At 59.0% G+C, this 19,591-nt stretch carries 17 protein-coding genes and 1 tRNA gene; 4 read left to right on the forward strand and 14 right to left on the reverse strand.

The features are described from left to right. Nucleotides 1–18: 18 nt before the first annotated feature. The 4 genes from AC06DS_RS03150 to AC06DS_RS03165 form a co-directional block, all read right to left on the reverse strand. Nucleotides 19–702 (reverse strand): TetR/AcrR family transcriptional regulator, encoded by a 684-nt coding sequence (locus AC06DS_RS03150; protein WP_477100969.1) that lies wholly within the window; start codon nucleotides 700–702, stop codon nucleotides 19–21. Nucleotides 703–804: 102 nt separating this feature from the next. Next, nucleotides 805–1,224: a YccF domain-containing protein gene (locus AC06DS_RS03155; RefSeq protein WP_476728186.1), complete on the reverse strand. Its 420-nt coding sequence runs from the start codon at nucleotides 1,222–1,224 to the stop codon at nucleotides 805–807. A 46-nt stretch (nucleotides 1,225–1,270) separates the two neighbouring features. Then, entirely contained in the window at nucleotides 1,271–2,770 is a 1,500-nt protein-coding gene (locus AC06DS_RS03160) for an anthranilate synthase component I family protein (RefSeq protein WP_477100970.1), read from the reverse strand. 49 nt (nucleotides 2,771–2,819) lie between these two features. Continuing rightward, nucleotides 2,820–4,256 (reverse strand): hypothetical protein, encoded by a 1,437-nt coding sequence (locus tag AC06DS_RS03165; protein WP_477100971.1) that lies wholly within the window; start codon nucleotides 4,254–4,256, stop codon nucleotides 2,820–2,822. Between the two features lie 162 nt (nucleotides 4,257–4,418). Between AC06DS_RS03165 and AC06DS_RS03170 the strand changes: the two genes are divergently transcribed. Together AC06DS_RS03170 and AC06DS_RS03175 are read left to right on the forward strand one after the other, a co-directional pair. Then, entirely contained in the window at nucleotides 4,419–4,943 is a 525-nt protein-coding gene (locus AC06DS_RS03170) for a peptidylprolyl isomerase (RefSeq protein WP_448307930.1), read from the forward strand. Between the two features lie 7 nt (nucleotides 4,944–4,950). After that, nucleotides 4,951–5,676 (forward strand): rhomboid family intramembrane serine protease, encoded by a 726-nt coding sequence (locus AC06DS_RS03175; protein ID WP_476728183.1) that lies wholly within the window; start codon nucleotides 4,951–4,953, stop codon nucleotides 5,674–5,676. Between the two features lie 6 nt (nucleotides 5,677–5,682). Here AC06DS_RS03175 and crgA read toward each other — a convergent pair whose 3' ends face one another. Then, on the reverse strand, nucleotides 5,683–5,955 hold the full coding sequence (gene crgA / locus AC06DS_RS03180) for a cell division protein CrgA (RefSeq protein ID WP_293791727.1): 273 nt from the start codon (nucleotides 5,953–5,955) through the stop codon (nucleotides 5,683–5,685). Nucleotides 5,956–6,094: 139 nt separating this feature from the next. Between crgA and AC06DS_RS03185 the strand changes: the two genes are divergently transcribed. After that, on the forward strand, nucleotides 6,095–6,829 hold the full coding sequence (locus AC06DS_RS03185; protein WP_477100972.1) for an anthranilate synthase component II: 735 nt from the start codon (nucleotides 6,095–6,097) through the stop codon (nucleotides 6,827–6,829). A gap of 2 nt (nucleotides 6,830–6,831) precedes the next feature. Here the strand turns inward: AC06DS_RS03185 and pknB are convergent, their stop codons facing one another. The 7 genes from pknB to AC06DS_RS03220 form a co-directional block, all read right to left on the reverse strand. Beyond that, nucleotides 6,832–9,030: a Stk1 family PASTA domain-containing Ser/Thr kinase gene (gene pknB, locus AC06DS_RS03190; RefSeq protein WP_477100973.1), complete on the reverse strand. Its 2,199-nt coding sequence runs from the start codon at nucleotides 9,028–9,030 to the stop codon at nucleotides 6,832–6,834. 258 nt (nucleotides 9,031–9,288) lie between these two features. Continuing rightward, complete coding sequence (locus AC06DS_RS03195; protein WP_476728180.1) at nucleotides 9,289–10,947, reverse strand: protein kinase domain-containing protein; 1,659 nt, start codon at nucleotides 10,945–10,947, stop codon at nucleotides 9,289–9,291. A gap of 2 nt (nucleotides 10,948–10,949) precedes the next feature. Further along, complete coding sequence (locus AC06DS_RS03200) at nucleotides 10,950–12,398, reverse strand: penicillin-binding transpeptidase domain-containing protein (protein ID WP_477100974.1); 1,449 nt, start codon at nucleotides 12,396–12,398, stop codon at nucleotides 10,950–10,952. Beyond that, nucleotides 12,395–13,702 carry an FtsW/RodA/SpoVE family cell cycle protein gene (locus tag AC06DS_RS03205; RefSeq protein WP_293791722.1) on the reverse strand — a complete coding sequence of 436 codons (1,308 nt, stop codon included), beginning with the start codon at nucleotides 13,700–13,702 and terminating at the stop codon, nucleotides 12,395–12,397. Before AC06DS_RS03205 ends, AC06DS_RS03200 begins: the two co-directional genes overlap by 4 nt. A gap of 3 nt (nucleotides 13,703–13,705) precedes the next feature. Continuing rightward, nucleotides 13,706–15,307, reverse strand: a complete 1,602-nt coding sequence (locus AC06DS_RS03210) for a PP2C family protein-serine/threonine phosphatase (protein WP_477100975.1) — start codon at nucleotides 15,305–15,307, stop codon at nucleotides 13,706–13,708. Continuing rightward, nucleotides 15,304–15,801: an FHA domain-containing protein FhaB/FipA gene (locus AC06DS_RS03215; RefSeq protein WP_293791719.1), complete on the reverse strand. Its 498-nt coding sequence runs from the start codon at nucleotides 15,799–15,801 to the stop codon at nucleotides 15,304–15,306. The genes AC06DS_RS03210 and AC06DS_RS03215 overlap by 4 nt, the downstream gene beginning before the upstream one ends. Nucleotides 15,802–15,936: 135 nt before the next feature. Continuing rightward, nucleotides 15,937–17,223 (reverse strand): DUF3662 and FHA domain-containing protein, encoded by a 1,287-nt coding sequence (locus AC06DS_RS03220; RefSeq protein ID WP_293791718.1) that lies wholly within the window; start codon nucleotides 17,221–17,223, stop codon nucleotides 15,937–15,939. Nucleotides 17,224–17,601: 378 nt separating this feature from the next. On the opposite strand from AC06DS_RS03220, the gene AC06DS_RS03225 reads away from it, so the two are divergent. Beyond that, nucleotides 17,602–17,684, forward strand: a tRNA-Leu gene (locus AC06DS_RS03225). Between the two features lie 106 nt (nucleotides 17,685–17,790). Here AC06DS_RS03225 and AC06DS_RS03230 read toward each other — a convergent pair. Both AC06DS_RS03230 and AC06DS_RS03235 read right to left on the reverse strand, forming a co-directional pair. Beyond that, entirely contained in the window at nucleotides 17,791–18,393 is a 603-nt protein-coding gene (locus AC06DS_RS03230) for a DJ-1/PfpI family protein (protein WP_477100976.1), read from the reverse strand. Continuing rightward, on the reverse strand, nucleotides 18,386–19,351 hold the full coding sequence (locus AC06DS_RS03235; RefSeq protein ID WP_477100977.1) for an NAD(P)/FAD-dependent oxidoreductase: 966 nt from the start codon (nucleotides 19,349–19,351) through the stop codon (nucleotides 18,386–18,388). The genes AC06DS_RS03230 and AC06DS_RS03235 overlap by 8 nt, the downstream gene beginning before the upstream one ends. Between the last annotated feature and the right edge of the window lie 240 nt (nucleotides 19,352–19,591).

Here is a 19,591-nt window from a genome sequence, read left to right on the forward strand (position 1 = left end):
GACTGTGGCGGGTAGGGATTACTGCGGCGGGGTGAGGTAATCGTCGATGGGGCGTGCAATGGCTTGCCGCGCACGTTCCTCCGAAACACCCAGCATTCGCAGCAGATCGAGCGCAAGATCATCCCCAGCTGTTCTGCTATTCAACGTCGGATCCTGATGCAGGCGCTGGCCCAACATCGCGGAAGCACCAAAAATTATAGCTGCCGCTGTTTCGGTGCTTGCGACGTGGAACGATCCATCTTCCACGCCTGCGCTGATACGCTCGCGTAGTAGTCTGACCAGCTCATTTGGCATGGTATAGAAGTCGGGGGAACGCCGCACAATCGTCTTCGACAACGTGGGCACGAGGCGGTGGGCATAAGCCAGGATGCGGATGTTCGTGGCCGCCGCATCGATGGAATCAAGGTCCTGATCCGTGGCCATTTCAAAAATGATCGCCAAGTGGTTCACTGCATATTCGGCGACTTCGTCGAAGAACTGCGTGCGGTCTTTGAACGCATTGTAGAAACTGCCGTTAGACACCCCGGCCTTTTGGGTAATCGCCAGGATGGAAAGATCCGTCCGCTCTTCCGCAATCAGCTCGATTCCGGCGCGCAGCAGCGCCTGTTTAGTCCGCTCGCGGCGCGTATCCACCTGTTCGCTGCGGTTGAAGATAGCCTGCATCCACGCGGCGGTATCGATGTGTTGTTCGCCTGCTCGCACGCGCGGATTCACCCCTTTTCTTGGTGACGCCTACCTGTTTCAACCACACCCACCCCAGCAAGGGCTCCGGTGCGCGAATCTATAGCTTTCTATCAGGTTAACTCACCGGCGGCTCAGGCTAAGAAGGCGCATCTGCTCGTCGTGAGAGTTGACGATCCGCTTGCCATAGGGGAAGCACGTCACAGGGATGAGCTTCAGGTTTGCCCAGGCCAGCGGGAGGCCAATAATGGTGACGGCTTGGGCGGCGGCGGTGGCGATGTGCCCGACTGCCAGCCATACGCCCGCAACAATAAACCAAATGATGTTGCCGAAAGCTGCCAGGCCGGTCGGCATATCGGTTTCCACAGCTTCGCGGCCAAACGGCCAGATCACAAAGCTGGCGAGGCGGAAGCTTGCCACGCCAAAGGGGAACGTAACGATGAGCAGACAAGCCAGGAGGCCGAAGACAACATAGAGAAGTGCGAGCCACAGTCCAGCAGTGATAAACCAGATGATGTTGAGGATCAGACGAATAAGTTCCATAAATCCACTATATTCCGGGAACCCGGCAGGGGAGCAGGGTTAGACATCACACAATCTGACCACCGAGCGCTTCGAGCAGCGCCGCGGCTTTCACCAGCGTTTCCTCGTGTTCTGCCAACGGGTCGGAGTCCGCGACTATCGCCCCGCCCACCCCGAACGAGCACTCCCTGCCATCGTCGACGAGAGTTCGGATCGTAATGTTCAGCTCCGCCGCGGTGTTTGGCGAGATCCAGCCAATTGCGCCGGAGTACAGTCCGCGCGGCCGTGGCTCAAGCTCTTCAATGATCTGCATCGTGCGGATTTTCGGCGCTCCCGTCATGGATCCACCAGGGAAGCTGGCCTCGATCACGTCGACGGCCTCCAGTCCCGCGCGCAGTTGTCCCGTGATGGTGCTAACTAGCTGGTGGACATGCGAAAAACTCTCCACCGAAAATATTTTCGGCACCTGAACGCTGCCCGGTTCACAAACCCTCCCGAGATCATTGCGCAGCAGGTCGACGATCATCAGATTCTCCGCCCGATCCTTCGGGTTGCTCTGTAATTCATGACGCCCCTTCGCATCCGCCACCGCATCTTCCACGCGGGGTCGGGTGCCTTTAATTGGCTTGGCCGAGACCTCACCGCTGGGCGAGATTTTCAGGAATCTTTCCGGGGAGGCGCTGAGAATATGCAAGGGCGCCTGACCGGGACGGTGGAAGCGCAGAAACGCCCCATAGGGCACAGGGCTAACTTCGCGGAGCCGCAGGTAGGCGCGGAGCTCAGCCGACTCACACGACGCAGACGACGCAGCCGATGGGGAAGGGGCGGGAGTGGTGGCGGAGCGAAACTCTGGCAGATCGCGTAGCGCCGGCCCCCGGGCGGTGTTAGTAAGACAAACCTCGTAGCTATCGCCTGCAGCGATGTAATCCAGGCAGCGTTGAATACTGTCTAGGTACTGCTGTTTGGACTGGTCGAAGTGAAAAATGGCAGTGCGAGGTGCCGGGGTGGAGTGCGCGAAATCTTCGGTGGAAAACGGTACACGAGCGATGCGTTGCACCTCTGCCACGGTTGCATCGAGCCATGCCAGCTGCTGGGCGTGTGCGTCCTGCTCGTTGTTCGCGTCCGGCAGTATCGCCATCGCGTAGGCCACAGCAGCCGCATGGTCAATCACCACGGCTCGGTCGGCGTATAGCAGGGCTGCGTCCGGGTGATCTTCGTAGGAGCGAGCGATGTCCTCCACCCCGTAGCCCAGCGCGCCCACCCAGCCAAGTGCAAAGTCGCAGGGCCAATTGTCGGGCACTTCCACCCGTGCGGACAGACTCTGCCGAAGTTGGGAGAAGAACGCCTTCGAGCTATCTACCTGGGGCAACCAAGTGTCCGCGAGCGGGCCAGCGCTGTTTGCCAGCACACTGATGTTTCCGCCATTGCCGGAGGAATCGAGCCAGGCCGCGGTGGGGGCGTCATTAAACAAAGACAAAAAGACCCGCGACGCGACACATCCGGTGCCTTCCCCAGAGCCTGTCGGCTGCAGGGGGATCGTGCGGAATGTGAGGCGGCGCGGGGTCATGTACGCCATTATCGCGCGCCGGGTTCAGCGCGCGGCCTGGGGGTGTGGATTAGAGGCGGTGCTTGCCGCCCTCGTCCGGATCCTCACCCGGGCCCTCGGCCAGTGGGAAGTCGGCCTCGGCGGCGTCCTCAGCGTCGGTGGTCTCGGCGGCACCCTGGGCGCTACCTGCCTGCGGAGCAGCCGGAGCACCCGGAACAGCAACGCCCGGTCCGGGAGCGCCTGCAGCCGGAGCGGCTGGAGCTGGTGCTGCCGGAGCACCCGGTGCAGCCGGAGCGCTGGAGGTCTTCTGGTTCTCAGCCTTATCCTCGGCCTTTTCTTCGGCCTTGTCCTGAACCTTGTCCTTTACATCGTTCTTCACATCGGCAGCCTTGGCCTTGGCCTTCTCGGCAGCACCAGTGGCCTTGTCAGCGAAATCCTGAACCTTCGGGGAGTTCTGCGGAGCATTCTCGCTCTTGCGCAGGAAGTTCACCACTGCCGCCCCAGCAGCAACGAGCACGGCGAGCAGCAGGAACTTACCGAACACGCCGCCCTTCTTTTCCTGCTTCTTCAGGCCCTTCTTCTCAGCCTTGGCCAGCGCCTTGTTCTGAGCCTTGCTGGTGGCGCGAGATACCTTCTTATCCAGCTTCGCAGCACGCTTGCGCGCATCCTTGTTCGCGCCCTTTGCCTGCTTCTTCGCGCGCTTGGCAGCCTGCTTCTTGGTTGCCTCGAGCTTCTTCGTCAGCTTCTTCTGGTTCTTCTTGGCGCTCTTCGTCAGATCCTCGGTGCGGGCTTCCACGTTGTCGCGCAGGTTACTGGTGACCTCCTGGCTACGAGCCTGGAGATCCTGAGCATTGTCCTTCAGCGCTGCGGTGAGCTGAGCGATCTTCTGCTCGCGCTTGTCAGCCTGCTTCTTCGCCTTCTTCTCGGCCTTTACCTGCGCCACGTCGAAGCGATCACGCAGCTTCTGGGTGCGCTTATCGATCTTCTTGCGCAGCTTCTCTGCATCTACGCCGAGCTTGTCGGCCAGGTCAATGTTGTTCACGTTCTCGCCCTTCTTCTTTAGTGACGCCACCGACTTCGCTGCCTTGGCGCGAGCCTTCTCTGCCTTCTTAGCTGCTTTATCTGCAGTTTTCGCTGCCTTGTTGGCAGCCTTGTCGGTGGACTCAGCGGTGTTGTTCTGGAAACCGGTAGAAGCCATGTCATCAACATCCGCAGCGGTGTGCTCATCAGAGACATGTACCTGGTGGTGCCTGCGAGCTGCTGCCGCCGCGCGAGCCTTCTCCAAAGCTGCCGCTGCGCCCTCTTCGTTGCGCATAAGCTCCGCCACAGCCTTTACGTGGGCAGGAGAGCCAGCGATAATGCCTTCCCGCTCCTCAGCGGCGAGGTTGTCGCGAAGCTGCTGCAGAGCGTCAAACTCCTGGCGACGCTTAAACTCCTGGCGATTTTTCAACATGGTGCGACCCTGCTTGGCGCCACGTAGCGCCAGCCTTAGCGTGGTGGGGTTCATCGTGCGGGATGCTCCTTGAAGATCTATTTGAATGACTAATTTTGTTCGTACTTTTACCCATCCTAAAGAAAATTCCCCACAAAGGATGGGCATTACGCCTTATTGTGCGTATAGGCCAGGGCGGATGTAGGCAATCGTCAATTTCCCGTACAATGGCTCACTGTGAGTAACAAGACTGCAACCGCAATTCTGCACACCAACCACGGCGATATCGCCATCGAACTGTTCGGAAACCACGCTCCGGAGACCGTGGCTAACTTCATCGGCCTGGCTCGGGGCACGAAGGAGTACTCCGAGGCGAACGCTTCCGGTACCAATGAAGGTCCGTTCTACGACGGTGCGATTTTCCACCGCATCATCGACGGTTTCATGATCCAGGGTGGCGACCCGAAGGGCACCGGTCGTGGCGGCCCTGGCTACCAGTTCGGCGACGAGTTCCACCCGGAGCTGCAGTTCGACCGCCCGTTCCTGCTGGCTATGGCTAACGCTGGCCCTGGCACCAACGGCTCCCAGTTCTTCATCACGGTGACGGCCACTCCGCACCTGAACAACCGCCACACCATCTTCGGTGAGGTTACAGACAAGGAGTCCCAGAAGGTCGTCGCCAAGATTTCCCGCGTGGCCACCGATCGTATGGATCGCCCGAACGACGATGTCGTCATTGAGTCGGTAGAGATCCAGGAGTAAAAACTTCTTGCCCGTCCAAGAAGTCACTATCCGCCGGCCCTATCGGCGGTATTCCGTCACCAACGTCTTCATCGCAGCCTGCTGCCTTGTTTTCGTGGTGACGGTTTTTCAATCCGGCAACATTGTCAGCCCCCTCGAAGGACGCTCGACACTAGGTTCCGGAGCTGAGAATCTCGGACTGAAGATGATCTTCAACGCCGCCAATGTCACCCTCTACGGTGAATGGTGGCGAATCCTCACGGCCGCGCTAGTGCACTTGAGTCCAGTACACCTGGGTTTCAACATGCTGCTGATTTTCCTGATTGGCCGCGAGGTCGAACGGTCCTATGGGGCGGTTGTCATGCTTAGCCTCATCGTCGCCAGCGCTGCCAGTGGAGCCTTGGCCTGCATGTACTTTCAGCCGGAAGTCCCTGTCGGCGGAGCCTCTACCGTAGGTTATGGGCTTTTTGCCATGCTTATTTCACTATCCCGGGTTAAGCAACGGGACCTACGCGGTCCCATCACCTTACTCCTGGTGAACCTCGGATACTCCTTTATGCTCACCAATGTTTCAGTGTGGGGGCATATCGGTGGGCTCGCTGGAGGCACCATCATTGCACTTGCCACCAGTGCCACTGGAGCGGATAGCAACGGTGGCGAAAGGGCGTCCACAAAAAGAAAGACCATCGCAGCAACAGCCGCGACGGTCATTTTGGCCTTTACGATATGGACCGGCCTGGGGTGGCACTACTAGAGCTAGCTACTTCCATCCCATAGTCATTAACAGACCGACGATCAACAGGGCGAAGCCGATCAGGTAGTTCCATGCGTTGAGCTCAGCCATGAACGGGATCTGCGGGCCAGCAATGTAATTAACAACCAGCCAGGCCAGACCCAGAATCATCAGCCCGAGCATCAGCACAATGTACCAACGCGGAGTACCGCTGGAGTTCAGCTTCACGGGCGTGCGACGATCCGCGGAGGAAGAACTGGAGTAGTTCTCCTCCGCGGAATTAACCTTGGACTTTGGCATTGTTCAAAAACCTCAAAGGGATTGACTGCGAAGCGGACGGTAGGCGAGGTACCGAGCGCCCATGGGCAAAATATGTACCCAACGATATTAGCAGCACACCCCGGCAATGCTATGCACGCTGCACGCTAGACTCTTTGTTATGCGCATTCTCGTGATCGATAACTACGACAGTTTCGTATACAACCTCGTGCAATACATCGGACAGCTGGGGTTTAGCGGAAACGACTGTGTAGTTCTGCGCAATGACGCCCCCGAACTTGCGGACGCAGGAGCCGCTAACGAGACCAATGCCGATGGCCTGGCTGCGATGCTGCAGGAGTTTGATGCGATCCTGCTCTCTCCTGGCCCAGGCGAGCCGAGCACCGCGGGGCGCATGTTGGATGTGCTGAAGATCGCCGTTGAAAAGCAGATTCCGCTGCTTGGCGTCTGCCTTGGACACCAGGCGATCGGTATGCACTTCGGCGCAGAAGTGGTGCGTGCAGATGAGCTCTTCCATGGCAAGACCTCCCCGGTCACCCACGACGGCACCGGTGTACTGGCCGGGGTGCCGAGCCCGTTCCGCGTGACTCGTTACCACTCCCTGACAGTCGATCCCGCGACGGTACCGGAAGAACTACAGGTCACGGCCACTTCCGATTCCGGGATGATCATGGCGATGCGACACCGGGAGCTGCCAATCCATTCTGTGCAGTTCCACCCCGAGTCCGTGATGACGCAATACGGCCACCTGATGCTCGCCAATTGGTTGAACGAGGCAGGGCGACGTGGGCCGGGTGCGGAAGCCGATGTGGTACCGGCCGACCTAGTTAACCGACTGGTTCAGGAGCAGCTAGAAGTAACGGGCGCTATCAGCGCCGAAGCGTCAATGCTGTAGCGCTAGGGCAGAAGGTTAAAGACATACACCGTGACGGTGATGTCTGCGTCACGCTTGATGACCTCACCACTGTGGATTGATTGCTGCGCGACCTCATCAACACGCGCCAGATCCGGAGTGTTCTTATTCTCTCGGTGCAGCTGCTCCGGGGTGCCGCGCCAACCGGCGGCCTGCAGTGCGCGGAACACATCGCCGTACTTCTTACCTTGCAGGGAAGGCATCTCGAACTGGTTGCCCAGGGATACCTTTAGTGTGATCTCGCTGCCCTTGGGCAGCTTCTCTCCCTCGTTCGTCGCGGAGAGCACCTGACCCTTCGGCTCGACCGAATCCACCTGTTCGACGATCACCTTGAATCCGGAGGATTCCAGGTTCTCCCGTGCATCCTCTATCTGCTGGCCGGTTACTACCGGCACTCGAATATCCTCCGGGCCAGTCGAGACGGTAATCGTTACCTTGGTGCCAACGGATACCTGCGAACCTTGCGGCGGAGTCTGCGTGATGATCTTGCCCTTCGGCACATCCTCGCTCGCCTCTTCCTTGACCTCCGTGTTCAGCGCCAGCTTCGCCTGCTTCAGGAGCTTCTGCGCTTCCTCGGTGGTCTTACCCGTCAGATCCGGCACATCGGTAATCTCACGGCCGTTGGAAACCAGCAGTTTAATCTCGGTGCCCCGTTCGATCGACGTTCCCGCCGCCGGGTCGGTGCTGATAGCTTTGCCACGGGCGATCTTGTCGTGCGTCGTTTCCTCGACAGTCACCTGGAAGCCTGCGTCCTCTAGCAGCTTCTGCGCTTCGGCGCGATCCTTGTTAGCAACGTTAGGGATCTTCACCTGCTCGACCTCGACGGGCTTATCGTTTCCGTCGTCAGCGGAGATCGATTGGTAGGCGAAGTAACCACCGGCAATCAGAGCAGCGATACCCGCAACCCAAGCAATGGGCGCCCACCAGCGGCGCTTGGGCTTTTCCTCGTAGTATTCACCGTCGTACTGGTCGTCATAATCGCCGTCGTAATCTTCGTTGTAGCCGCCGGCATAGCCATCGTCGTAGTCGTCCTGGTACTCGCTGTCGTACCCGTCGCTATAGTCGCTGCTGTAGTCATCGCTGTGGGCAGACTGCTCGTAATGCCCAGCAGCTACCGCTCCGCCATTGGCAGGCAGCACAGTGGTCTGGGGATCTTCGTCCCAGTTGCCACCGGATCCATTGCCACGCGCCGCGTGGGCGCCGGCAGCTCCCGCAGCGGCACCGGCGGCTAGTCCCGCAGCACCCGCACCGCGGGAGCCTGCATGGTGGAATCCCGTGCCGGCCGAGTCGGCGTCATTGGCATAAGCCTGAGCGACGAGCGGCAATTGATCCTCAGAAAGGCGCTTGAGATCCGTCGACATCTCCTGCGCATCGTCGTAGCGATCCGCAGGAGACTTCGCCATAGCGGTAAGGGCGATGGAGTCCAAGCTCAACGCCTCACGCTTGGAAAGGTGCATACCAGGAACCTTGGACGGTGGTTCCGGGTTCTCCTGTACGTGCTGGAAGGCAACGGAAAGCGGAGACTCACCGTGGAACGGTGCTTTGCCGGTGGCCAGCTCGTAGAAGACACAACCCGCGGCGTAGATGTCGGAGCGCGCGTCGGCGGACTGGCCTCGCGCCTGCTCGGGGGAAAGATACTGGGCAGTGCCAATGACGGCAGCGGTCTGCGTCATCGCCGAGGAACTGTCGCTCAGCGCACGTGCAATGCCAAAGTCCATGACCTTCACTGCGCCGGTATTCGTGATCATCACATTGGCGGGTTTAATGTCACGGTGAATAATGCCCGCTTCGTGGGAAAAGTACAGCGCGGAGCACACCTGCGACATCACAGATGCGGCTTCGGTGAGACTCATCTTGCCTGAGTCTTGAATGATGTCGCGCAGCGTCTCGCCGTGGACGCGCTCCATGACGATATACGGCACTGCGCCGTCCTCGTCGGGGGTCTGACCCGTGTCGTACACCGCGACGATGGCGGGGTGGTTCAACTTTGCGGCGTTCTGGGCTTCGCGGCGGAAGCGCTCCAGGAAGGTTGTGTCGCGCGCCAAGTCGGGGCGCATCATCTTCACCGCAACATCACGGCCCAGGAGTTCGTCGGTAGCGGCGTAGACGTCAGACATGCCACCCGTGCCGATGGTGGCACCTAGGCGGTATCGGCCACCCAAGGTTGTGCCGTTTCGGTCCACGCCGTTGCTCCTTTGTCTGCCTCGTCGTATGGGTCGTGTGCGACTTAACTCTCGCTACGCTCTTGTTGGGCCTAGCTCGTTGGGACGCTAGCCGGAGTGCTAGCCCGGATACTTTGTGGAGTTGCCAACTGAACCCAGAATACGTTTTTTGTCACTTTGATTGACGAATAATAGTCGAATTTGTTGTGCGGACATAGTTGCTTACTCATGGGCGCTGTCGGTGTGGACTTAATCCAGTTCTTTTCCAGAGCCCATTTTCTACAAGACTGGCTGGTTCTCGGCATTGTTTGTCATGCTACGGAACTCGCTCGGCAGGTTGTTATCTGCTGAGGTCGCGTTGTCGTTCGTGTTTGGGCTATTTGGGCGGTTGGGAGAGTTTTGCGGGTTTGGTGCGGCGGTAGGCTCGGCCGCCCCGCCAGCATCTCCGCCGTTGTTGCCGTTACCGTTGCGATTGCCATTTCCGTTGCCGTTATTGTTGCCACGCCCGCCACCGTTAGGGAAGTGCGGGAGCGACGGGAACAACGGGCTACTCTCTCTGGAGCTTTCGGTCTCCTCTCGCGTGGACTCGGTCGTCCGGTCATCGCGATCATTGGTCGTGTCCGTCGGAGCTGGGCTATCCGTTTCGGCGGGTACGCTTCCACCGCCCTGGCTCGTCGGCTGTTCCTCACCAGTCGGCTCGGTCGTCACCTCGTTGGTCACGGTCATAGTCTCGGGGTTCGGTGCGGCATCGTTATTGCCACGAGTGAGGAGGAATGTTGCCAGTGCCAGCGCAACGATGCTGACGAGCGCCAGAATAACCACGATAATGTGGTTCTTTTTTCGTGACGCCCCCTGCGAATCCTTCGCTCCACGTGCCATCGCGGCATTGCCGGTGCCCACGGCCGGTCCGGGTTCACCCTGGTAGGCCGGTTGGTACGAGGAACTCGGGTAGTTGGAGTTCGGTACCGACGGCACTCGGGTGCCCGGGCCGGTGGCCACATCTCCCAATTGCTCGGTGAGCGGATGCGGATCGGCGCTGACGTTCGGCACGTTATGAGGAGACGGGGGTTGCTTACCTTCTGAAACCAGCACAGTCGCGGCGGCTAGCTCTGCACCGTCTGCGTAGCGCGTGCGTGGATTCTTGCGCAGGCATACCCTGATGAGTTCTCGGAGGTTGGGGTCGATCGTATCCGGCAGTTCCGGGGGAGTCTCCGAAATATGCTTGATCGCCACTGACACCGTGGAATCGCCAGAGAACGGGCGGTAGCCCGCCAGCATTTCGAATCCCACAACACCGAGGGAATATACGTCACTGGCAGGGCCGACCTGATCGCCCTGGGCCTGTTCGGGGGAAACGTACTGGGCTGTACCGACCACCATGCCTGTGCGCGTGAGCGGTACGGCGGCAGCTGCCTTGGCGATGCCAAAGTCAGTGATCTTGACGAAACCGTCGGAGGTGATCAGCAGATTGCCTGGCTTGATGTCGCGGTGCACTAGGCCGGCATCATGGATTGCCTTAAGACCCGCGGCGGTTTGCGTCAATACGTCAAGCGCCAGATTCTGAGGCAGCGAGGCTTCGCGCGACAGTACATCGGCAAGGGACTCGCCACGGATGTACTCCATGATGATGTAGCAGAACACCGTCCCGTTGTCTGGAGCCTCGACCTCACCGGAGTCATAAGTATTGACGACATTGGGGCTGGAGAGATGCTGAGCGGCGGAGGCCTCATTGCGGAAACGCGCGCGAAACTCTTCGTTTTCCGTGTACTCAGGTTTGAGGATCTTAACGGCGACGTCGCGTAGTTTTTCCGTATCGTGAGCCAGCCACACCGTAGACATGCCTCCGCGGCCAATGATCCACTGCAACTCGTAGCGTTCGCCCAGTAGTCGTTGCGTGCGCTCGATCTCGGTGCGGTCGGGTTGACGGGAATCGCTCATGGCTACTGCTGCTCCTTTTCAGCTGCGTGGATCACGGCACGCCCAATGGGGCCGGCAAGTGAACCGCCGGTGGCGGCACGGCCACGGTCACCACCATTTTCCACTAGAACGGCGACGGCGACATCGGCGGAAGTGGAAAAAGCAATGTACCAAGCGTGGGGGTTCGAGTTGCGGGAATCCTCGCCGTGTTCGGCCGTACCGGTCTTCGACGCGATGGTGGCGTCCCCGCCGGCCCAGTTTTCAGCATCCACCATGAGTTCCTTCAAGGTATCTGCTGTCTTTTCCGGTATCGCACGGCCAGCCTTCTGCGGCTTGGTGGTCCGCAGCGTGGACAAATCGCGGCCCGTGATTTTGCTAACGAGGTACGGCTTCATGCGCACCCCGCCGTTGGCGATGGCGGCGGCAATCACCGCGTTTTGCAGCGGAGTCAGAGCCACATCACGCTGACCGATGGAGGACTGACCCAGTGCTGCGCCGTCCGGGATGTCGCCCAGCCGGGAGGGTTCAACGGGCAGACCCAGGTAGTCGTCTTTTTCGCCGATACCGAACTTGCCGGCGATGTCCTTGAATTTGTCCGCGCCGTGGCGGGTGGAAATATCCACAAAGGCGGTGTTACACGAGCGCTTGAATGCTTCGCGGAGGGTGGTTTGGCCTCCTCCGCCACAAGCGGCGCCACCGTAATTCTCCAATGTTGTGGCCGTATCGGGCAGCGTGATCTGGGGAGCGGCGGTGACGGTTGTGTCCGGAGTGTCGCCCTCCTCCAGAGCCGCAGCGGTGGTGATGACCTTGAAGGTCGAGCCCGGCGGCTGGATCTGCTGAGTGGAGCGGTTCAACAGGGGAGCGTTCTCATCGTTGGCGTAGTTTTCGAAGTTAGCCTTCGTCTCTTCAGCAGGCGGGCCGACAAGCTTAGCCGGGTCGGCCGAAGGGGTGCTGGCCATTGCCAACACCTCGCCCGTCGATGGGCGAAGTGCCACCACGGAACCCGAATAGCCCTTGTTAGCCAGCTGGTCGTAGGCGACTTCCTGCACCTTCGGGTTCAGGGTCAGTTCGACATTCGCCCCGCCGAGTTCCTTGCCCGTCAGCATGTCCCACGTGCGGGTTGCGAATAGCGAGTCGTCCTCGCCGGTCAGGATTGAGTTTTGGGAGGACTCAATGCCCGAAGCGCCGTATTGATCCGACAGGTAGCCGATCACGGATCCGTACTTCGCGGACATGTAGGGGTATTCGCGATCATAAAAGTCTTCGGAGTCCTTCACGGACTTAGCCAGCACCTGGTCGCCGGCGATGATGCTGCCGCGCTCCTTTGACTTAGCCTCAAGGAATTGACGCGAATTCAGCGGATTCTGTGCCAGCGACTTTTGTTGGAAAGCCTGGATATAAGTCAGGTTTGCGATCAGGGCCATCACCAGGATGAAGCTAAAGATGGCTACCGCGCGGATGGAGCGATTCATGCTTCCTCTCCTTCCTTGATGGCCAGTGGTGTGCGGGCGTCATGCGAGATACGCAGAATAATCGCCAACAGTATGTAGTTCGCCAACAGTGACGAACCACCGTGCGACAGGAACGGTGTTGTCAGGCCAGTCATAGGCAGAAGTCGCGAAATGCCGCCGGTGACAACGAAAATCTGGATGGCGATGGTCAGCGACAAACCGGCGGCAACGAGCTTGCCGTAGGAATCGCGGGCACGCATTGCAGTATTAAAACCACGGGAGACGAACACGATGTAGGCCAACAACACAGCAGCCAGGCCGATAAGCCCCAGCTCTTCGCCGATGGCAGCCAGAATGAAGTCCGAGTGCGCGACCGGGATGTTGTTCGGGTAGCCCTCGCCGAGCCCGCGGCCGGTCACACCGCCGAAGGACATGCCAAAAAGCGCTTGGGAAAGCTGGAAGCCGTTGCCATCGTAGTTCGCCAATGGATCGACGAAGTTAGAGACGCGATCCTGGATCTTCGCCGAGATCTGGTACACGCCGAATGCGCCGATGAAAGCTAGCCCCAGACCCAGCACCAGCCAGGAGGCGCGGCCTGTCGCCATGTACAACATGCCCAGCACAGTGCCGAATAGCAGCAGCGCGGGCCCAAAGTCGTTTTGCGCTGCCATGATCATCAGCGCGATGCCCCACACTAGAAACAGCGGCCCCAAGTCACGCAAGCGAGGAAACTGCAGTCCCAGGAAGGACTTTCCAGCCACCGTGAAGAGGCGGCGCTTATTCACCAGCAGAGTGGCAAAGAACAGCAGCAGCATGATCTTTGCGAACTCGCCCGGCTGAATGGAGAACGGTCCGATGCTGATCCACACGTTTGCATCAGCATTCAACGACGTGGGCCACACGATCGGCAGCGCAATCAAAATCAGACCCGCAAGACCCAGTAGGTACGAATAGTTCTGCAAGGATCGATGATCTCTTAAAAAGCTGATGACCAGGCAGAAAAGCACCACGCCGATGGCGGTCCACATGATTTGGGATTTTGCCAGGCTAAGGCCTGAGCCCAAATCCAGCCGGTAAATCACAACCAGACCAATGCCGTTGAGGAGTGCCGCGATGGGAAGCATGATCTGGTCGGCCTCTGGAGCCATCCAGCACACCACGAGGTGGGCGACCAGGAAAGTGGCAAAAAATCCGCCGACGAGGTAAAACACCTCGGAACTAATTTCATTGCCCTGTGAGATCTCCAGCGCCACGATGGCGAGCAGCAAAATGATTGCGGCCAGAAGCAAAAGCCCGGCCTCTGTACGTCGGCTAAAAAGCTTCATAGGTTAGTTCACCTCGCGGCAGGAAACTCCGGGGGTGGTGAGGTCTTCCGGCGCTTCGGTGGGTTTCTCAGATTTCGAGTTGTTGTCCTTTTGGTTGTCCTCGGACTTCTTCTTATCGTCCTTCTTGTCAGCTTCCTTGTCGGTTTGCTTGTCAGACGGCACGCGCGTTACACACACTGGCAGTGTTTGTTCCGCCAGGCGAGTGATCTGGCCGGAGACTTTGTCATAAGAGTCCTCCGGCAGATCCGCCAGCGCACCCTGAGCAGCCGGGGTCAGATCGGAAGTCTTAAACGGGTGGCAATCGCCGCCTGCACCGGGCTCGACGAAGGTCGCCTTGCCATTGTCGTCCAGGCAGATGTCTTGGTGCACGGAGTTCAGTTTGATCCCTAAGACGGAACTATCCGTACCGTTCATCAACTTGAGCTGTGAGTTTTCCTCGGCCACGTAGTACGTGTCCTTGATGCGCTGGTACGTCACATACCCCACCGCACCTGCGGCCGTGATGACCACCAACACAATTGCGAGCGTTACCCACAGGCCGCGCCGGGACTTCTTCGGCTTTTTGGTTTTTGCTGTGCCGGTGGGTTCTACACCTTCGCCGTCGTCCTCGCCGTGACTCTGATGAGTCCGTTTGCCTGCTGGTGTAGCCGTCGCAGGTTCAGGCTCTTCTTCTGTTGCGTCCTTTTTTGGTGACGCCGCTGGCGTGGTCAAAAGCCCTTGAATTGCCGCTGCGCGAGCTGCTGAAGAATCCGGACGTGGCATTTCTGCCTCCTCGCCCGCGATAGCTCCTGCTAGTACCGGGCGAGATGGCAGAGTGAGTTCTGGATCGGTCGGCGAGTTGGACTGGGCGTCAAACTCAACAACATCAGCGACAACAACCGTGACGTTGTCAGGTCCGCCACCGCGCAGTGCCATTTCGACGAGTTTGCGGGCGGCCTTTTCCGGGGTGCCACGGGAGAGGACTTCGCGGATCGTCTCGGGGCTTACCGGATCGGATAGACCGTCGGAGCAGAGCATGAAGCGATCGCCGATTTGTGTCTTTTCGCGCCACAGAGTGGGCTCGACGGGGCGTCCAGTGAGAGCCTTGAGGATGAGGGAGCGCTGCGGGTGACTGCTGACGTCCTCTGGCGCGAGCTTGCCTTCGTCGACGAGAGACTGAACGAAAGTGTCGTCCTTCGTCACCTGGCGAAGCTCGCCATCGCGCAGACGGTAGCCACGAGAATCGCCGATATGGCAGATGGCAACTTCATCCTCGCAAAAGAGCATGGAGGTCAGAGTGCAGCCCATTCCGTCCAGGTTCGGGTGCTCATCTACGTGCGATGCGATGTCCTGGTTACCTTCGTCGACGGCAGTAGCCAGCAGGTTCTCCAACTGGTCACGGTTGTCAGACTCGTCGATAAGCGGGGAGTCCAGGGGGCTGAGAGCATTAATGAGGAACTGAGAAGCAACCTCGCCGGCCGCGTGGCCGCCCATGCCGTCGGCGAGCGCGAGCAGGTGTGGACCCGCATAAGCGGAGTCCTCATTATTGCCACGAACGAGGCCGCGGTCGGAGCACGCGGCAAAGTTTAGAGTGCGATCGGTAGCCCTGGCCTTGCCCTCGGTCATGCATCCATCCTCACGTGGGTCTGGCCGATGCGGATTTCCATACCGGCGGAGAGTTTAACGGGCTGGTCTAGGCGTTCATTGCCAATCCAGGTTCCGTTGCGGGAATCGAGGTCTTCGACGTACCAATCCGAGCCCCGGCGGAGCAGCCGGGCATGGGAACCGGAGGCGAAGTCATCCTCCAAAACCAATGTGCACGACTGGGAACGGCCGATCGAAACGTCCTGGTAGCCCTTTAGGTTGAGCGTGGTGCCAGCCAGTGGGCCGGAAGTGAGCTCCAAAGAGGTGGGCGACTTGTGACGCCGGAAGGAGTGACCGGATGATGATGGCTCGTTCATCGGAGCGTTGTAACCCGCGACGATAGGTGCCCCGCCGGCGGGGGCTAACCCGGAGGTGCGGTCTGCATCCTTTTTGAGGGAGCGAACAGTCATCCAGATGAAGAACCACAACAAGAGCAACAGGCCAATCTTGACCAGCAAAAGCAGTGTGGTCTGCACGGTTTCAACTCCTCAACAAGGTAGGGACCCAGGACTCACATGTCCGACAAGGGCACATGTGTATGTGAATAGCCTAGTTTAGATGACCCCTGAGGAGTAGACGAGAAAGAAAATGGCTTCTAAAAACGCGGGATTTTAGTGGAACTCGACGCCGATCTCGGAGTGACCAAGCGAGATAACGTCACCGCTTGCCAGCAGCCAATTTTCAATCGGAGTGCCGTTGACGGAGGTGCCGTTGGTGGACTGCAGATCCGTCAGCACAGCGTCGTACCCATCCCATGTGATGTCTGCGTGCTGACGGGAGACGCCCGTATCGGGGATGCGAAGATCCACGCCGTTTCCGCGTCCGATGATGTTGCTGCCCTTGCGTAGTTCATAGGTGCGGTCGGAACCATCATGCAGAGTGAGGGTGACCTTGAGCTCGCGCTCGTTGCCGTCCGCGCCTACGCCGCCGCGTACCGGAGCGGGGGTGCTTTGCACGATAACTTCAGTGCCCGGGTAGCTGGCTGGACGCTCAAAGCTGTCGCCTGCCTGCTGGTTGTGTTGGTTCTGTCCGTAGTGCACGGCGCTGTCTCCCTGGTTCTGTGACTGTTGTGGTTCTTGCTGCTCGTGCTGCTCGTAGTGTTCAGACTCCCCAGACGGTTCAGGCTCACTGGTTTCTTCGTACTGTTCAGCCTGTTGGTTGCGCGCGAAATCTGGTGCGGCGTGGTGCACAGCGGCTGCCCCGCCGAGTCCTGCGGCGCCCGCCGGGGACACTAGATCTCCCAGGGACTTGCTTGCACCGTTCGCGCCCGTAGCGTCCGAAGCGTTTGCGTCGTTGGAGTGGTTGTCGTTGGGGCTGTAGGCGTCGTAATCCTGCGATACCAAAGAGCGCTCCTCAGACTGCGAATATGGCCACTCCGGGTGCCCCTCATGTGGTCCAGCCTGTGGGTAGGAATCCTGATAGCCGCCGTCTGGATTGCGGAAGGGATTGACGCCCCCCTGCTCAGTCGCATTAGCCTCCCCAATTGCGACATTTCCTCCTGGGATGTCGTTGGTGCGGGGGACGTCGAAACGCGCATCTGCGCGCATTTGACCCGAGTGCAGGCCGTCATGAGGTGCGAGATTCACCTTGACTGGTTCGTTGGTGCGCCAGCCTTGGTTACGGATGAAGCGGCTTAGGCGGTCGCCCATTTCTTCTGCGAGGCGGGGACGCGACTCGGTGAGGCTGGCGTAGTCGCGAGTGCTGACGAGAACCTGGAAGTGGCTTGGGGCTAGGCGCTGCCCCTGTGCATCCGTCATGACGGATTCCTCGGCGTATTGCTTGAGAACCTCGTCGATCTCGGTCGGGACAACCTCTCCGCCGAAGACGCGCGCGAAGCCGTTATCCAACCCGCGCTGAAGCGAGCTGTCAAGCTTCTTGAAACGTCCAAATAGGCTCATTGTCCGTAGTCCTCCTATGTGGTCTTGTGTTTTCCAGTACTGTCCCGTGCCTGTGGCGCAGGGCGTGGAAGCCAATCGACCTATAGGTCGTGGGGCGCCGGAATAGCAGGCTGTACAGTGCAGTCGCTGCTCCGCTGCCGCGAGTTCAAAGCGGAGTGGATCTGCGTGAAAACAGCTACAATGTGAGCATTTAGTTGGCCATTATAAGGGCAATAGTGTTGTGCGTGCATTTTCCCGCAGGTCAAGTGTGTTTTTTGGAAGCGTGCATGCATCGTGCTAGAGTTTCATTTCGTTGCCAGCGAGCATCGTTTTCCTTAAAGGTTTAGCGGTTTTAGCAGGCAAGACAGTGTAAAGACCATGTGTCCTACATAGTCACTCGGGCGAGTGGCGGAATGGCAGACGCGCTGGCTTCAGGTGCCAGTGTCCTTCGGGACGTGGGGGTTCAAGTCCCCCTTCGCCCACAGAATAAACACCCCGCTGGGTTGGGATATGCAGATCCTGGCTGGGCGGGGTGTTTTGTGTTACCCGGGGACTTTCGACGGGTGTATGACGGTCGGGTGTAGAACCTCACACTGCAAACGGGTCGTTGTCGGCATCGCGATGAGGTTGGATTTCAAGGTCGTAAGCGATCTTCTCGGCAAGGGGGGCGCCGAAGTAATGAGAAACAAATGCAATGGCCATGTCTGTGCCTGCCGCAACGCCTGATGAAGTCCAACGATCACGGTCATGAACCCAGCGAGCTGATCGTTTCCACTCGACATTTCTGCCGAAGCTGCTGGCCCAGTCAAAAGCACGTTTGTTGCTGGTGGCGGAATACTCTTCCAATAAACCGGCCGCAGCCAGGATCGCGGACCCTGTACATACTGAACAGATGAGAGACGCTGAGCTCGCTATCGAATTGATCTGAGTGAGGAAAGCAGAATCCTTCACAAGAGCTCGCGTGCCCTCACCGCCAGGAACTACAACGGTGTCGCAGGTCAAGGTGCTGAAAGCCGTGTCTGGAACAACCTCCACACCTTGAGAACTAGCAACGTTGTTTCCGTCCACGGAGGAGAACTCCAACTCCAGACCGGGTGCCTTGGCGAAGATTTCAGCGGGGCCAAAGACATCCAGCAACTCGAATCCGTCGAAAAGAATAAAAGCGATGCGCTTTGGCTGCTCGTTATTCATCTACCTGCTCCTGAAGTTGTGCTAGCTCCTCGTGTAATAAGGACTGATCGATCGCGATCGCAGTAGCCACACCCGCGCCCATCGCCTGTGAAACCTGATCCGGCGAACTGGTGACATTGCCTGCGGTCCAGAGTCCGGCTACCGAGGTCTGGCCTCGGGGTTGCCGCAATACCCAGCCGTTTTCGGTTTCGCACCCGGCAGCAAGGAGGAGTTGATCGTTGGGGTGGAACTCTGGGCCTGTAAAGCAAGCCTCGAAGGCGTGGATGGCACCTGGAGTCGTGGAACTTGGATCATCGCTAGTGCTCACCAATACTCCCGATTCCGATTCTGGGTCTGGTTGTATGCCGGAGACGAGGGCGTCCAAAAGAACAACACCACGCTTTTCGAACAGCGCACGGTCAACCTCCGAGAGGGAAAGACCGTTGGTGAAGAACGTGAGGCTATCGGTCCATTTACGCATGAGATGCACCATGTGCACCGTGAACCCAGGGTTCTTGCCGCCAATGACGGCAAGCTTTCGATCGCGAACCTCGTAGCCGTGGCAGTAAGGACAGTGGAAGACTCGGGATCCCCAGAGCTCGGCCAGTCCCGGAACATCTGGCAGTTCATCAGTGATGCCAGTTGCCACGAGAATCTGTTTGGCATGGAGGCGTGAGCCATGTGCGATAGTTGCCTCCCAGGTGCTGCCAACTCGTTCGAGAGCGGTGACTTCCCCGGGGATCACGGTGCCGCCGAAGGAGGTGAACTCGCTGCGACCTTGGTCTAGTAGATCCATGGGGTTAGCGCCATCGCGCCCCAAGATCCCGTGCGCATGTGCACTGAAGCGGTTGCGGGGTGTGCCGTTATCCACAATTGATACGTGCCGCAGAGCGCGGGCAAGGGTGATGCCCGCTGCTGTGCCCGCGAATCCGCCGCCGACAATGAGTACGTCGAGCGGGTCGGTGGTGTTGTTTTCCATGGTCTCGCGCTCCCTCCAAACGTTGTACGTGGCCACTCTACCTACGCAGCTACGTGTGTCTTTGGGTGTTTGATGTAGCGGTTTGGCTCGGCGCTGCGTGAAAGTCTCGTCCGGTGTGCCCCAGTTCAGGCAGGTTATTGAAAACTTTTTGAAAACTCTAATGAAAACGTATTGACAACATGGCAGGTGAGGGGCATCATGGAAAGTGTCAAAGCGACCTGCTAGCCCACCTGGCGAAGA

The organism is Corynebacterium sp. TUM25015 (assembly GCF_056393505.1).